The organism is Micromonospora sp. CB01531, from assembly GCF_001905095.1.
Lineage (GTDB): Bacteria > Actinomycetota > Actinomycetes > Mycobacteriales > Micromonosporaceae > Micromonospora.
In genome coordinates, this window is sequence record NZ_LWLS01000083.1 from 250,964 (window position 1) to 265,460 (window position 14,497).

Here is a 14,497-nt window from a genome sequence, read left to right on the forward strand (position 1 = left end):
TCAGGAGGGGCGGACGCAGCAGCCCTGGCAGATCTTCGGCCGGGGCAGGGTGAAGGCCAGGCAGCAGGTACGCCGCTGCACGGTTGCCTCCCCGCCCGGGCCGGGCACCAGCTCGACCAGGTCGCCCAGGCCGAGCGCGTCCAGCAGCGTCCCGATGCTCTCGGTCGAGGAGCCGGGCAGCGCGTCCGAGGCGCGCAGCACGCCGTGCGCGATGCCGGAGGCGACCGAGCCGAGCAGCGTACGGGTGCCGATCCGGACCTCGGCCTGGATGGCCGCGATCAGCGGGGCGAAATGGGCGTCGAGCAGCGAGGCGCGCAGCGCGTCGAGCAGCGCCGCCTCGTCGGCGACCACCCGTACGTGCGGGGCACCGGCCAGCGCCAGCGGATCGCTGGGCAGCACGGCGATCGTGGTCGAGCTGCGCAGGCCCAGGGTGAGCAGTTGGTGGTGGTCCTCGAAGTGGATCAGCACGTCGGCCGGGTCCAGCAGCGGCACCCGCCGCGCCGAGGCCCAGCCGAGCACCACCGGCAGCGCGGTCCAGTAGGTGTACGACTTCCAGGCCACCGCGGCGCAGGCGTGCGGGGTGCCGCCCCAGCGCCGGGCCGCGGCGTGCAGGAATTCCGGCAGCAGGGTGCCGTCGACCAGCCGGCTGGCCGGGGCCCAGCGGGCCGCGTCGTCGGTGACCAGCAGGCCGGGCGCGAGCCCGGGCAGGTCGTCGGTGCCGAACATGGCGCGCAGGGCCGCGGTGACCGGGGCGAGCGGCGTGGCGGCGTCGCGCCTCGGCATCACCGCTGTCACCTGATCCGCCCCTGTCTGCTCGCGCACCGGCCGGCGCGTCTCGTCGGCCCGAACTAAGGCTAGCCTAACCACAGCTACCGGTCGGGGGAAAGTCGCGTCGAGGGGTGGCGGGAGAGGTCCCGGTCACTCCGCCGGCCTGCTTCTCCGGCTCAGCGTGTCTGACGCCACGCTGCGACCCGGAGCAGTCGTCGTGCCGCGTTGTACCCGCCAGGGTGAGGGGAAAACGCCACCGGGCCGGCCGGCGGACCGCGCAAGCATCGACGGGAGCCGCTGGATTGTCAAGGCGAGTGTCGAATACGAGGCAGTTTCCGTACACGTTTGGCCACCCAACGTGAAAATGGTCTTCCCGCGTCCGAGGAAGCCGATGACGACCTCACCCATCGAGCGTGCCGCCGACTCGTTCGCGGCCGAGCTCGCCCGGCACCGCACCGGCCGAGGGCTGTCCAAGAAGCAGTTGGCCACCCTGATGGGTTTCGACCCGTCGTACGTCAGCCACGTCGAGGGGCGCCGGCACCGGCCCACCGAGGACTTCGCCCGCCGGGCCGAGGCCGTCCTGGAGGCCAGCGGCGCGATCTGGCAGCGCTTCCGGGAGTACGACGAGCTGCGGCACGGCCGCGCCGGCGGGACGCACCGGGACCAGCCCGGCCCCGGCCAGTGGCTGCCCCCCGGCACGGGCCTGGTGGTCGAGCGGGAGTCCGCCACCCTCACCCACACCGGCGAGGGCTACCACTGCGCGATCCGTCGTGAGCTCTACAACGCGGGCACCGAACCGGTCACCCGCTACCTGGTCCGGGTCGCCGTCGACCGCTACCCCAACGACCCGGGCCGCTCCAACCGGCACCACCGGGAGCACCCGCTCACCTTCGCCGAGCTGCAGCTGCAGGCCTACCGGGACGACGGCGGCGCGCGGGAGCCGATGCACTGGCGGGCGAAGCACGACCGGGACGCGTTCAAGGAGATCTGGCTGCTCTTCGAGAACGACGAGGGCCGCTTCCCGCTCTACCCCGGCGACCGGGTCACCATCGAGTACGCGTACCAGGTCGGCCGGGACAAGTGGGGCCCGTGGTTTCAACGTGCCGTCCGCCTGCCCACCCGGCACCTCGCCGTCCGGCTCGACCTCCCCGCCGAGCTCGACCCGAAGGTGTGGGGAATGGAGACCTCCCTCTCCGCCGAGGAGGGGCCGCTGCGTACCCCCATCCAGCGGCGTGACGACGGCGGCCGGGCACGCTACGACTGGGCCACCGAGGACCCCCCGCTGAACGCCCGCTACCGGATGCAGTGGCGGTTCCGCAGCGAGCCCTCGGACACCGAGCCCGACGCTCCCCGTGGCCGGGTACGCGCCAGCGACCGGATGCGCGCCCTCGGCATCGTGCAGCGTGGCGAAGACCTGCTCCGGCAGCCCGTCCGCCAGTTCGTCCTGCCCCGCGACGAACGCGCCGCCCGGGACGTCGTCGACCGGCTCTCCGCCGTCCTGGTCCGCCTCGACGAGCTGCACCCGTTCAGCAAGGGTGTCGGCATCGCCGCCCCGCAGCTCGGGATCGGCTGGGCCGCCGCGCTGGTCCGCCCCGCCGACCGGGCGGCCGAACCGGTCGTCCTGCTCAACCCGCGGGTGGTCGACACCGCGTCCGAGACCGACGAGCAGTACGAGGGCTGCCTCTCCTTCTTCGACCACCGGGGGCTGGTGCCCCGGCCGCTGCGGATCGACGTGGAACACGCCCAGTGGGACGGCAGCCGGGTCATCACGTCCTTCGAGTACGCCATGGCGCGGCTGGTCGCCCACGAGATCGACCACCTGGAGGGGCGCCTCTACGTCGACCGGATGGCCCCCGGCGTGCCGCTGGTGCCGGTCGAGGAATACCGGGAGACCGGCAACCCCTGGCGCTACTGACGCCCCGAACGCCGTGAGAATCCGGTACGCGTGAGAATCCGGTACGCGGGCCGGTTGCCGGCCCGGCCCGCGTACCGGCGATCGGGAACCGGGTCGCGTGCCCCAGGGGCAGGGCACGCGACCCGGTTCGGGGGGAGAAACGTCTACAGGTTGCCGAACGTGTCGTACCGGATGTGCTCCGGCGGAACGTCGTCCGCGGCGAGCGCGCGCAGGGTGGCCCGGACCATCGCCGCCGAGCCGGAGACGTAGCAGTCGTGGGTCGTCCACGGGCCGTACCGGGTGACCACCTCGGAGATGTCGCCCACTTCGCCGTCGAAGTCCGGATCCGCGCTGCACGCCGGGGTCACCGACAGCCACGGGTGCGCGGCCACCAGTTCCTCCAGGCCCGGCAGGCCGTACAGCTCCTCCGGCCGGCGTGTCCCGTAGAAGACGTGCACCCAGCGGGTCCGGTTGAACCCGGTCAGCTCCTCCACCAGCGCCTTGATCGGGGCCAGCCCCACCCCGCCGGCCACACAGAGGATGTCCCGGGTGGACGACCGGTCCAGGGTCATCGACCCCATCGGGGCGGCCACCCGCAGCAGGTCACCCGGCTTGGTCCGGCGGACCAGCGCCCCGGACAACCACCCCGCCGCGCCGGCCGGCGTCCGCACGTGGAACTCGAGCACGTTGTCGTCGTTCGGGGCTTTCGCCACCGAGTACGTCCGCCACACCCGGGGGTGGTAGCGGGGTGCCTCGACGCTGACGTACTGGCCGGCCTGCCAGCGCAGCGGCTGCTGGAGAGCGCGGACAGTCAGCACCGCGGTGTCCGGGCCGTACCGCTCGTGGGTGAGCACCTCGGCGTGCCAGAACGGCGGGTTCTCGTCCGCCGCCGCCCCGGCCAGCATCTTCTCCGAGATGCTCGCGTACGCCTCCCGCCACGCCTGGTCGTACTCCAGGTTCCAGCCGTCCCCGGCGGTGCTGCGCAGCGCGTCCAGCAGGGCGACCCCCATTGTCTCGTAGTGCGCGGCCTCGACGTGGTACTTCCGGTGGTCCCGGCCCAGCGCCCGGAGGTACTCGTCGAAGCTCTCCGGGTCGCCCACCGTCTGGGTGGCGGTGACGATCGCCTCCAGGATCCGGTCGCCCTGCCCGTTCATCTGCACCGGGAAGAGCTTGCGCAGCTCCGGGTCGAGGAGGAACAGCCGGGCGTAGAAGTGATCGCTCAGCCATTCCCGGTCCTCCTCGACCAGGGTCCAGCTCTCCTTCAGCAGCCGCGCGAAGTTCTCCACAGGGGGACGCTCCTTCTTCTGACGGCGGATCGGGCCCCCATAGAATCTCCACGCAGCGTGTACGGCGGTCGCACAGAATGTGCGACCGGCTCACCCGGGTCCCGCGAGGCCGCGCCATCCTCGTCAGGCCCGGACAGGTGCCGGCCCGCCCTGGCGTGCGGCACAGTGGTCCGGTGACGGTTGACGAGCTGACCCGGCCGGTGTCCCGCCGGACCCTGGGCACCGAGACGCTGCTGGTGCTCGGCCTCTCCCTCGGGCAGTCGGCGGTGTACGCGCTGGTCTCGCTGATCGCCAAGCTGACCGCCACGGGCGGGCTCGCGAAGCAGACCGCCGCGCTGAACACCTCCGCGTCGGCCCGGCCGTACCTCGACCTGACGTACCAGCTCCTCGGCATCTTCTTCGCGCTGCTGCCGGTGCTGCTCGCCGTACACCTGCTGGCCCGCGACCCCGGCGACCCGGCCCGGAAGCTCGGGGTGGACCTGACCCGACCCGGCGCCGACCTGGCCCAGGGGGCGGCGCTGGCGGCGCTCATCGGCCTGCCCGGGCTGGCGCTGGTCTGGGCGGCCGCGCAGCTCGGCATCAACGCCACCCTCGTCCCGGCCGCCCTGCCGCACCTCTGGTGGGCGGTGCCGGTGCTGATCCTCGCCGCTGTGCAGAACGCCGTGCTCGAAGAGGTGATCGTGGTCGGCTACCTGGTCACCCGACTGCGGCAGCTCGGCTGGCGGCTCGGCGCGGTCATCGCGGCCAGCGCCCTGCTGCGCGGCTCCTACCACCTCTACCAGGGCTTCGGCGCGTTCCTCGGCAACGCCGTGATGGGCGTGGTGTTCAGCCTCTTCTTCCTGCGCACCCGACGGGTGGCCCCGCTGATCGTCGCGCACACCCTGCTCGACGTGGTCGCCTTCGTCGGGTACGCGCTGCTGCCGAAGTCCTGGTTCGGCTGGCTCTGACCGCCCCGGCGCCGTCGGCGGCCCCCGCCGCGTCCGCTGGTTGCGGCATCTCGGGCTGTCCACGCCTGCTGATCGCCCGAAATGCCGCACCGCGTGGGCATCCCGGCGAACCTGGCGTGCCCGCCGGCGGCGACGCGGTCAGCGGCGGCGAGTTGGTCGGTAGAGGCTGACGGCACGGGCGGCCAACCGCTCGGCGGCGGCCGAGTCGCCCGCCGCGGCGGCGAGCGGCGCCGCCCCCGGCAACAGCCGCGACGCTACCCGCAGTCCCAGCCACCCGCCCGCCTGCGCGGCCAACGGCGTGGCCAGCCGCCACGCCGCCTCGGCGGCCCGCGGCCACGGGCCGTCCGCCGGCGCGCCCGCCGACGTCACCGCGGCCAGCGCCGCACGGGCGGTGCCGGCGTCCGGGTGCACCTGGGTCAGCACCAGCAGCTCGACCACCCGGTCCGGGTGCCCGGGGTCGCGGCCGTAGACCGCCGCCAGGTGCAGCACCAGGTTGGCCTGGGTCCACAGCACCGCCGCCAGCTCGGCCACCGGCGCGAGGAGTCCGGCGCCCGCCGCGAGCGCCCCACCCATCCCGGCCAGCCGAACGAACTGCCGGGTCGCCAGCCGGGCCAGCCCGTCGGCGTCCGCGTCCGGGTACCTGTCCCGGGTCCGCTCGGCCCAGTCGCCGGCGCGGGGCCCGAGGGCCTCCACCGCGGCGCGGGCCAGCAGCTCCGGCGCGAATCCTGGGTGGTCGAGCAGGCGCGCGCCCACCGCCCGCCAGCTCTCTTCAGGGGTACGCCCCGAGTCCGGCTCGTCCCCGGCGAGTGGACCCGGTGTCGCCGCGGTGATCTTCGGCGTCTCCGGCGGCGGAGCCGCGGCGGGCGTAGGGTCTTCGCCGGCCGTCCCCCTCGCCGGCCCGGTCTCCTTCGCCGGGGCCGCCTTCTTGGCGGTCTTCGCGGCCTTCTTCTCCCGTCCGATCCGAGCCGGAGATTGCTCTTCCGCCCGCGCGGTCCCGGCCGGAGCCGTGCTCGCTGCCCGCGCTTCGGTGACGCCGGCCACATCGGTCGGCCGGCTCGGTTCGACGGTCCGGGAGACAGCCGGCGGGCTGGCCGCTGCCGTCCCATCCGTTTCGGTGGCCCCGTCGTCGGTGGCGCTCCGCACGCTGGCCCGTCCCGATACGTCCGCCTGAGCGGCCGCGACGCCGGCCGCGCCGGCTGGTTTGATTGGCTCCGCCCCGCCGGCCTGCGCCGGTGCTGCCGCCGGATCCGCTTCCGTCTCGGCGGCCCGCTTCCGGGCGGCCGGGGTGGCCTTCTTCGCCGTGGCCGCCTTCCTGGTCGTGGTGGCCTTCTTTGCCGGCGGGGTCGCTTTCCCGGTCGTGGTCGCCTTCTTTGCCGGCGGGGTCGCTTTCCCGGTCGTGGTCGCCTTCTTTGCCGGCGGGGTTGCCTTCCTGGCCGGGGTGCGGCGGGTCGGCATCGGGGGCTCCTCGCCCACCGGAGCGGCATCGGCCGGGTTCGTCGCCCGGTCGTCGGCCGGTTCGGCCGACCCGCTGTCCGCCGGGTCCGTCCTTCCGCTGTCCGCCGGGTCGGACGTCCCGCCGGCGGCCGGGGGCGCCCCACGCCCGGCCGCGCTGTCCCGCGTACTCGAGGTCGGGCCGGCCTCTGCGGAAGGGCGGGGGCGGGGCGCGGCGGCCGATGCCTCCGGCCTGCCGCCGGCGCGCGGCGCGGTGGCGGCCGGGTCGGGCGGCTGGAAGATCACGATGGGAGCGACCTTCGCCCGCCTTGCGCTGGGCGCTGCCCCGGCGGCGGCTCCGGTACCTTCCGTGGTCGGTTCGGAGGTCGGGGGCGGGGTGAAGGTCGGTTTCGCGGAGCGGCTTCGCCGGGTGTCGGCGGCGGGCTCGCGACGGGGCGGATCGCTCGGCGGCTGCTCCTGCATATCGATGGAGCCTAGTCCGGAGCGTGACGTCGCACACGGGGGAAAGACAGCGAACGGGCCCTTCCCGGTAGTCGCTTTGCCCCGGGCGGGTGTCGGCCTGTATCCTCGGGCGCGGTGGTCTCCGGGCCACCGGGGAGACTTCGCCTAGTCTGGTCTATGGCGCCGCACTGCTAATGCGGTTGGGGTTTTAAAGCCCCTCCCGGGTTCGAATCCCGGAGTCTCCGCGCGAAAGCCGGGTGTGTAGACTGGCCGAGCAGCAAGCGCCCGTAGCTCAACGGATAGAGCATCTGACTACGGATCAGAAGGTTAGGGGTTCGAGTCCCTTCGGGCGCGCAAGATCATAAGGGGTCTGACCTGCGGAAACGTAGATCAGACCCCTTGATTGTTAGTGGAGTGTGGACGTTCGTTGTCACGCCTGTGTCATGCCTGCGCCGTCACTCTCGGTAGTCAGACTGGTGATCATCATGGCTATGGCCTGGGGTTTCGCCGTTCTCCTGCTGGTCCAGCCTGCGCTGGTTCTCTGGTTTTTTCGCGGTCCTGGCGGTCTTGCGGGCGGTGCGCCTGATGGCGGCGCGGCGGTCCCGGGCTGCCTTCCGGACGAGTTCAGCCGTGGCGGCGGCGGCCTCGTGTTGGGCTGTTGGTAGCACGCTGGTGTAGACGTCCGCGGTGGTGTCGATCCGGGAGTGGCCCAGTTGGTCTTGGATTGTTTTGAGGTCCGCGCCGGCGCTGTGGGCGAGGGACGCGGCGCCGTGCCGCAGGTCGTGTAGCCGGATGGGCGGCAGTTCGGATTTCTTGACGAGAATTGCGAACCGCTGGGTGAAGTAGCCGGGGTGGTAGGGCTGGCCGTCCGGTCGGGTGAAGACGTAGCCGGTGTCGCGGTACGCCTGGCGGGCGTCGATCCGTCGGGCTGCTCGTTCTTGTTGTTGCTGCCGGTGGTGGATCAGGGCGGCGGTGGTGGCCTTGTCGAGGGCGACGACGCGCTGTCCTGCCGCGCTCTTGGGTGGCCCCTGGTAGACGTGGTGTCCGGCGGAGACCCGCTGCTGGACGATGGTGAGTTCGTTGGCGTCGGGGTTGATGTCGGACCAGCGCAGCCCGGCGACCTCGCCCCTGCGTAGCCCGCGTAGGCCGATCAGGCGCCAGAGGGCGTGGAGCGGGTCGTTGGCGGTGAAGGCGAGGAACGCGGCGAACTGGGGTGCCGTCCAGACCGTGACCGTGGGGCGGATGCCCGTTTCCTGCCAGGCCGCGACGTTTTCGTCGGTCCAGATCCGGGCTCGGGTCTGGGTTGGGTTGGGCAGCTCGACGCGGCGTGCGGGGTTGTCGGTGAGCAGGTCTTCCCGGATCGCCGCGTTGAGGGCGGCCCGGAGCGTGGCACGTGCGTGCCTCAGCGTCGATGCCGAGTGCGGCCGGCCGTACTTGTTGCGTTGCCGCGCCATGGCCTGGAATGCCGCGTTCAGCCGGCCGGACGTCAGCTCGGACAAGATCGTCCGTCCGACGTGCGGGACGAGGAACCGTTGGATGTCGCGGGTGTAGAGCAGCTTGGTGGTCGGGCGCAGCCGGGTCCGTGTCTGGAGCCAGTGCTCCAGCCACCGCGCCACTGTCCAGCTCTGCGCGGTACGCCGCTCCGACGAGGAGGTCAGCAGCTCGTCGCGGGCGTGACGGGCTGCGGCCTGCGACGGGAAGCCGCCTCGCCGGACACGTTGCGGGCGGCCGAGAATGTTGGTGGTGGAGCAGTGGAAATACCAGCTGCCGTGACCACGATCGTTCAGCCGCGGACAATTACCACCTCGACGCATACCTGTCACACTGTCGGTACAGGCGCACTGCTTAAAGACGCGACCCTTCGATTTCATGACTCCCCCATCGAATGAGATTCCCGCCTATCTGGCATCTGTCTGACCTGCGGGAATGCGGGCACTGCGGGGGCCAACGCCGCTGCGTCATCGCCTGTTCCCCACAGGAGTGACCTCAAGTGGCCATTGAGGCTGGCGGTGCGGCCGTGAACACGTAGAGTAATGAGTCGATGGATCGGTGAATAGGGCCGCCTGTTCGAGAAACGCCAATACCATTTTTGGGCGTACCTGGCGGTGCGGGCAGGGGCGCGGGGCTGCGGGTGTGGCCGGGTGAGCGCTGCGGTGCGTGGCGGCCTTGAATGTCCTGGCCTCTGGGGTGCCAGGGGTCGATGAGGTGCGAGATGCGGCGTGGCCCGGTCGTATCTGGCTTCGCGTGCGATCACGCCACTGTGGATGGGGCGACTGAAAGCTATGTCGCGTTCGCGTGTCGTAGCGGACTCGGGCTTGGGTGCCGCATAGCCTCCATCAACGGCAACCTATGGCGTCCGTGACCGCCCGACCGCATCACGTGCCGAAGGAGAGCACCTGTGAGGGAAACCAGCGAACTTCCTGAACACGTGGCACCGTCGCCGCCTCCCGAGATGACCGCCGCAGCGGTCGACGCCGTCCTGGCGGACCTTGCCACAGTGGCCGATCGTCTCATCGCGGATTCGACTGCGGCGGCAGCGTGAACTCGATGAACGTGACGACGAGAGCGAGCGCTGGCTCGCACAGGACGGATCGCCGGCTGGCCATCGAAGCTACCCAAACCCGAGCCGGGCGCTGTCGTCGGTGCGCCGGGCCCACGCCATCGAGAACGCCCGCCTCCTCCGACAGTCCAGCCGAGAGATCGTCGCCTGGTGGGCGGACCTGGCAACCTACGCCGCGTTGTCCACCGCAGCCGGTCAACCGATCAACCCGGTGCGCGCGGCCGGCGCCGATCCCAGCGCCCACCTCACCGATGAGGAGCTTCGCCACCTGCCGGGACCGTCCGACGACGTCAGGGCGTTGGCCCGGCTCGCCGCGCTGTTCGCAGGCCCGTCCGTGAGCCCGGACGCCACCGCCGACCCGCCCGTGGACGCGGTAGAGTTCGCCGCCCGGGCAGGGCTGATGCTCCAACGCTCACCGTCAGGTGACGTGATCGTTGTTGATGACCCCTTCCCGGAGGCCCGGCTGCCCCGCATGTGGGGTGACACGTGGGTCAACTACCAGATGCCGGCTCTGCTGCCCGCGGACGAACTCGCCGCAGCGTTCACCGCCGCCGGTATGCCACCCACCGTTGTCGAGGCCATCCGGACCGCGACCGCAGCGGTCGACGACGTGCTCGTCGCCGCAGCCCGGCTTGCCGAACTGGAGGACGCCGATGCCCCCGTGCGCGACCCCGCGGTGGCCGCCGAGGAGGAGGCGCTGTGGGAACACGTCGAGCGGACAACGGACATCCTCGCGGCGTACGCCCGGACCCTGACCGACCACCTACCCGCGGTCCGCACGGCAGCCCGACAACGCGCCCAACGCTGACGTCCGCCGAGCACAACGGGTGTAGGACGCCCGAACAGGCGTCCTACACCCGAATCTGCCGCGGGCTGCGGAGCCGCTCTGGGGTATCGCGTCGGCTCCGCAACAGACCCAGCCCCTGCATAACCCAGGCAGAAGCCTTGCAAGCTGTCAGTCGATCTTGGCATGCCGGTAGGCGCGACACCGCGACACCGTGGTCCGCTGCTTGGCCTTCAGATGCCGCCGGGCCCCGGCTTTACGGCTGTCCGGCTCCGGGCCTGTGCCCGGAATTCGTCGCCGGACGCTCGGGGTCGCGGCGGCGATCTATCTGCTGTTTGACCTCCGCGCCCGGCTTGCTCGCCGTGAGGAGGAACGCGGCCGTGGCTTCGGCTGCGTCACGCGCGGTTGCCGGCAGGACGGTGGTGTAGACGTCGGCGGTGAGGCGGATGTTCGCGTGCCCGAGCTGGTCCTGGATGGTCTTCATGTCCGCGCCCGCCGCGTGCGCGAGACTGGCGGCGCCGTGCCGCAGGTCGTGCAGCCGAATCGGTGGTAGGCCGGCCCGGTCGACCAGAAACCGCAGACGCTGGGTGAGATAACCAGGGTGCAGCGGCAGACCGTCGGGACCGGTGAACACGTAGCCACTGTCATGGCACACCTTGCCCGCGCCGACACGCCTCGTCCGCTGCCCCTGCTGATGGGTGCGGTGCTGCCTCAACACCTGCACCGTGTGCCTGTCGAGCGCGACCGTGCGGCGGCTCGCTGCGGACTTCGGCGGGCCCTCGTGGACGTCGTACCCGGCTGTGGTCCGCTGCCGGAGCACCGACAACTGCCCCGCGTGCAGGTCAACGTCCGCCCACCGCAGCCCGGCCGCTTCACCGCGACGCAGTCCACGCAAGGCGATCAGCCACCACAACGCGTACAGGCTGTCCCGGCGGACGTAATCCAGGAAACTGGCGAGCTGCGCCGCCGTCCACACCGCCACCGGTGGGCGCTCACCGGTGGCCTCCCACTCGGCGACCCGAGCCTCGGTCCACACCACAGCGTGCGGCCGCTCCCGGACGGGCAGCTCCACCCGCCGGGCCGGGTTGTCCACGATCAGCCCCTCCCGAATTGCGGCGTTCAACGCCGCCCGCAGCGTGGTATGGACGTGCTGCAACGTACAGGCCGTCTGCGGCTGCCCGGACCGGTTACGGGTCACGGCGATCCGCGCGAACGCCGTGTTCAGCTGCCGCGCGGTCAGATCCCCCAGGACCAGCTGCCCGATGTGCGGAACCAGGAACTGCTCGACATCACGCGTGTAGTGCATCCTCGTCGTCGGCCGGATGCGCGTCCTGGCCGACAACCAGTACCGCAACCACCGGGCAACCGTCCACGACCGGCCGGCCTGCTCCTCCCGCGACAACGCCAGCAGATCATCCCGCGCCCGGCGAGCCGCCTCCTCCGACGGGAAACCACCCCGGCGCACCCGCTCCATCCGGCCCAACGGATTCCTGGTCGAGCAGTGGAAGTACCAACTTCCATGATCGCGCTCCGGCAGCTTCGCGCATGCCTTACCCAACAGACGATTGGTTGCAGGATCTACGCAACCGCACCGCTTCACAATCACACCCTGGCTCTTCATCGCCTTGTCCTTTCCGATCCGATGTAGGCACACCTTGACGGAGCGACGACCAGCGAGCGTCTGATTTAGGGCAGTATTGAGAATGTGTGCCGAATGGTCTCGGTATCGGACGAGCTTGGCTCGGCGCGTGTTCGGGTCGACGGACCACAGCGTCTCGTCAAACCGGACGTGATCCATACTCATGCGCCGTCGGGGCGGTGGGAGGTCTCCACATTGACGAGACTGAGCGTGCGGAGCATGGATCCGGTCGTCGGTGACGAGACGAACCTCAAGGTTCGGTGGGTGCCGTCGGACCTGGCTGCGCCGAAAGGCAGTCGCTGCGGGCTAGGCGGGTGCCGATCTGCCGACGTAACAGCGCCGAGGGGATCGCTCATCCAATCCTGGGATTCCGAGCTGACCGTTCGGGCGGTTGGCGAAGTCGCCGCCGCGCTGTCAACTGATATGCGAGCGCGTGGTGCGGCTCTCGGTGTGCGTAGCAGCATGTCCGCAGCGGCTTGAAGGAGATCGACACCCGACTCTGGTCACTGTTCGTAACGGATGGTCGTGAGCGCTTTCGGTGGCATCCGTGTTACGCGGACACGCCGCTAACGTCCATTGACGTTCGTCACTTATGCTTCGTCCGGTTTGTGTCTTGTCGACCGGTGATTTGCTTCTCTAGCCTGAGCGCGCTCATGGGTTCAACGGGGGAGCGGCGCGATGGAACTGCGGATTCGGCTTTTAGGCCCGGTGGAGGTCTTCAGCAACGGCCAGGATGTCACACCTAGCGGGGCAAATCGGCGGGCGGTTCTGGCCGGGTTGGCCCTGGAGGCGAACCGACCTGTCGCGCTGAGCCGGCTGGCGGGCATGGTCTGGTCTGCCGCCCCGCCGGCCTCCGCCGTGGCTAACCTGCGGTCTCACGTCGCCGCGCTGCGGCGCACGCTCGGCGATCGCCTCGTCGCCCACCCGAATGCGTACGAGCTGCAGCTGGCGGCGCATGAGCTGGACGTGACCGAGTTCCAGCGGCTGGCCGGGGAAGGACAGGCCATGCTGGCTGCGCTCGACGCGGCGAAACGCCGTCGGAGCATTGGCTAGCGCGGTGACGCATTGGCGCGGCGCGTCCGGTGACGGTCTGCCACGCGGTACGACGTTGGACAATCACTGGGCGAGCCTGGATGAGCAGCGGTTGCAGGTTTTCGAGGAGCTGGCGGAGGCCCGGCTGGCCGTTGGCCAGCATGCGCAGCTGCTGGCCCAGTTGCGTGCTCACCTCGCCGCGCACCCGCTGCGGGAGCGGACCTGGGGGCAGCTCATGCTCGCCCTCTACCGTTGTGGGGACGTGCCTGCGGCTCTGGCTGTCTACCGGGACGCGCGGGCCGTTTTCAGTGAGCAGCTTGGTATCGAGCCCGGTGACGGATTGGTTAGCTTGCATCGGGCGATGCTCGATCGGGCACCGGAGTTGTCGTATGCGGCGCCTTCCGGACCTGCGGTCGCGCCGGCAGCGCCGGCCGCCGAAGGGCGGACCTCCGTCGGCTGGGCGGTGCCGCGGGAACTCCCGGCGGACCTGGTCGCCTTCGTCGCCCGTGTCCGGGAGGTCGCTGATGTGGTCGCCGCCCTGCGCGGTCCGGCGCCGACCGCGGTGGTCGTCACGGGTCCGGCGGGCAGCGGCAAGACGGCGCTGGCGGTCCGCGCTGCGCACCAGGTGGCCGCTGACTTCCCGGACGGGCAGGTCTTCGTGGACCTCGGCCCCGGTACTGCGGTGACCCCTGGTGAGGTGCTGGCCCGGGTGCTGCGCGCTTTGAGGGTCGCTCCCGCCGACGTGCCGGAGAACGACGACGAGCGGGCTGGCTGGTTTCGCTCCCTGGTGGCCGGGCGCCGGCTGCTGCTGGTTGTTGACGGCGTCACGAGGGCGGCCCAGGTACGGCCGCTGATTCCCGCGGTTCCGGGACCCGCCCTGATCGTCGTTGGTGCGCGGCGCCTGGGCAGCCTGGACGGTGTTCGGCGGGTGACGTTGCGGCCGTTGGGTGTGGCGCAGGCGCGGGACCTGCTGGCCGCGTTTGCAGGACGGCGACGGTTGGCGGCCGATGAGGCGGCTACGGCGGAACTGGTTCGCCTGTGCGCCGGCTCGGTGCTGGCGTTGCGGATCGCCGCCGCCCGGCTGGCGCGCTGGCCAGCCATGTCGATGGCCACTCTGGTCGCCCAGCTCGGCGGCGATCGTCACCGGCTGGAGCTGCTCGCTGACGAGGACCTGTCGGTGCGAGCCAGCCTGGCCAGCACCGTCGCCGCTGTCCGTGCCGAGGTCGCCGGCCGGCTGCTGGAGCTGATCGGCGCCCACCCCGATGCGCCAGCTCTGATGGACCGGGCCGCCGCCGAACTCAACGTTAGTACCCAGCGAGTCCAACGGGCGCTGGACAGCCTCGTCGACGCCCATCTGCTGCATCCGGACGGTCCCGCTGGCTATCAGCTGCCGGCCCTCGTGCGCGACTACCTCACCGAGCTGGCCGCTGTGCCGCCCGCGCCAATGCCTGTCTTGCGGGCCGGCGGATCGACCCGGTCGCGGTCTGCGTGGCGGAACCTCGGCTGGCAGGGCATTGTTTCTCTTGTCGCGGTAGCCCCGGTCAACGCCATGCTGTGAGCAGGCCCTGCCTGCCCGCATTTCTGAGGTCTGTCGGGACGGGCGTGGGCCGCAACCGGAGCGTCGGTCAGCCCCGCGTCCATCGGGTCGGCCTGCTCGCTTGAGTTAACCCGACTGCCTCGCCGTGCATCCCACT

Annotated in this window: 12 protein-coding genes and 2 tRNA genes; 9 read left to right on the forward strand and 5 right to left on the reverse strand. The window is 71.3% G+C overall.

Annotated elements, in window-relative coordinates; translation table 11 throughout:
* A complete protein-coding gene (locus A6A27_RS25055; protein ID WP_073837138.1) occupies positions 1-783 on the reverse strand; it encodes an IucA/IucC family C-terminal-domain containing protein in 783 nt (260 codons plus the stop codon).
* A gap of 376 nt (positions 784-1,159) precedes the next feature.
* Here A6A27_RS25055 and A6A27_RS25060 point away from each other — a divergent pair, with 376 nt between their 5' ends.
* Complete coding sequence (locus A6A27_RS25060) at positions 1,160-2,683, forward strand: peptide deformylase (RefSeq protein WP_073837080.1); 1,524 nt, start codon at positions 1,160-1,162, stop codon at positions 2,681-2,683.
* A gap of 143 nt (positions 2,684-2,826) precedes the next feature.
* Here the strand turns inward: A6A27_RS25060 and A6A27_RS25065 are convergent, their stop codons facing one another.
* The gene (locus A6A27_RS25065; protein WP_073837081.1) at positions 2,827-3,948 is read right to left on the reverse strand and encodes a globin domain-containing protein; all 1,122 of its coding nucleotides are present in this window, start codon (positions 3,946-3,948) and stop codon (positions 2,827-2,829) included.
* A gap of 173 nt (positions 3,949-4,121) precedes the next feature.
* On the opposite strand from A6A27_RS25065, the gene A6A27_RS25070 reads away from it, so the two are divergent.
* On the forward strand, positions 4,122-4,895 hold the full coding sequence (locus tag A6A27_RS25070) for a CPBP family intramembrane glutamic endopeptidase (protein WP_073837082.1): 774 nt from the start codon (positions 4,122-4,124) through the stop codon (positions 4,893-4,895).
* Between the two features lie 138 nt (positions 4,896-5,033).
* On the opposite strand, the gene A6A27_RS46185 is transcribed toward A6A27_RS25070, so the two are convergent.
* Positions 5,034-6,632, reverse strand: a complete 1,599-nt coding sequence (locus A6A27_RS46185) for a hypothetical protein (protein ID WP_241825431.1) — start codon at positions 6,630-6,632, stop codon at positions 5,034-5,036.
* A 310-nt stretch (positions 6,633-6,942) separates the two neighbouring features.
* On the opposite strand from A6A27_RS46185, the gene A6A27_RS25080 reads away from it, so the two are divergent.
* Together A6A27_RS25080 and A6A27_RS25085 are read left to right on the forward strand one after the other, a co-directional pair.
* A tRNA-Ser gene (locus A6A27_RS25080) sits at positions 6,943-7,033 on the forward strand.
* Positions 7,034-7,069: 36 nt separating this feature from the next.
* Positions 7,070-7,142: transfer RNA gene (locus A6A27_RS25085), tRNA-Arg, on the forward strand.
* Between the two features lie 101 nt (positions 7,143-7,243).
* On the opposite strand, the gene A6A27_RS25090 is transcribed toward A6A27_RS25085, so the two are convergent.
* Positions 7,244-8,602, reverse strand: a complete 1,359-nt coding sequence (locus tag A6A27_RS25090; protein WP_241825432.1) for a tyrosine-type recombinase/integrase — start codon at positions 8,600-8,602, stop codon at positions 7,244-7,246.
* A gap of 584 nt (positions 8,603-9,186) precedes the next feature.
* Between A6A27_RS25090 and A6A27_RS44400 the strand changes: the two genes are divergently transcribed.
* Entirely contained in the window at positions 9,187-9,330 is a 144-nt protein-coding gene (locus A6A27_RS44400; RefSeq protein WP_158074040.1) for a hypothetical protein, read from the forward strand.
* A 100-nt stretch (positions 9,331-9,430) separates the two neighbouring features.
* Positions 9,431-10,156: a hypothetical protein gene (locus tag A6A27_RS25095; RefSeq protein WP_073837084.1), complete on the forward strand. Its 726-nt coding sequence runs from the start codon at positions 9,431-9,433 to the stop codon at positions 10,154-10,156.
* A gap of 232 nt (positions 10,157-10,388) precedes the next feature.
* Here the strand turns inward: A6A27_RS25095 and A6A27_RS25100 are convergent, their stop codons facing one another.
* On the reverse strand, positions 10,389-11,438 hold the full coding sequence (locus A6A27_RS25100; RefSeq protein WP_241825433.1) for a site-specific integrase: 1,050 nt from the start codon (positions 11,436-11,438) through the stop codon (positions 10,389-10,391).
* A 16-nt stretch (positions 11,439-11,454) separates the two neighbouring features.
* Here A6A27_RS25100 and A6A27_RS46190 point away from each other — a divergent pair, with 16 nt between their 5' ends.
* The 3 genes from A6A27_RS46190 (at position 11,455) to A6A27_RS25110 (ending at position 14,361) form a co-directional block, all read left to right on the forward strand.
* On the forward strand, positions 11,455-11,655 hold the full coding sequence (locus A6A27_RS46190) for a hypothetical protein (protein ID WP_241825434.1): 201 nt from the start codon (positions 11,455-11,457) through the stop codon (positions 11,653-11,655).
* A 794-nt stretch (positions 11,656-12,449) separates the two neighbouring features.
* Positions 12,450-12,824 carry an AfsR/SARP family transcriptional regulator gene (locus A6A27_RS46195; RefSeq protein ID WP_073837086.1) on the forward strand — a complete coding sequence of 125 codons (375 nt, stop codon included), beginning with the start codon at positions 12,450-12,452 and terminating at the stop codon, positions 12,822-12,824.
* 4 nt (positions 12,825-12,828) lie between these two features.
* Positions 12,829-14,361, forward strand: coding sequence for an AfsR/SARP family transcriptional regulator (locus A6A27_RS25110; RefSeq protein ID WP_241825435.1), 1,533 nt, complete (start codon positions 12,829-12,831; stop codon positions 14,359-14,361).
* The last annotated feature ends 136 nt before the right edge of the window (positions 14,362-14,497 follow it).

Coding starts and splice junctions, on each gene's coding strand:
- A6A27_RS25055 (WP_073837138.1), bottom strand. CDS start 783: ATGCCGAGGCGCGACGCCGCCACGCCGCTCGCCCCGGTCACCGCGGCC.
- A6A27_RS25060 (WP_073837080.1), top strand. CDS start 1,160: ATGACGACCTCACCCATCGAGCGTGCCGCCGACTCGTTCGCGGCCGAG.
- A6A27_RS25090 (WP_241825432.1), bottom strand. CDS start 8,602: ATGCGTCGAGGTGGTAATTGTCCGCGGCTGAACGATCGTGGTCACGGC.
- A6A27_RS25100 (WP_241825433.1), bottom strand. CDS start 11,438: ATGCACTACACGCGTGATGTCGAGCAGTTCCTGGTTCCGCACATCGGG.
- A6A27_RS46190 (WP_241825434.1), top strand. CDS start 11,455: ATGCGCGTCCTGGCCGACAACCAGTACCGCAACCACCGGGCAACCGTC.
- A6A27_RS46195 (WP_073837086.1), top strand. CDS start 12,450: ATGGAACTGCGGATTCGGCTTTTAGGCCCGGTGGAGGTCTTCAGCAAC.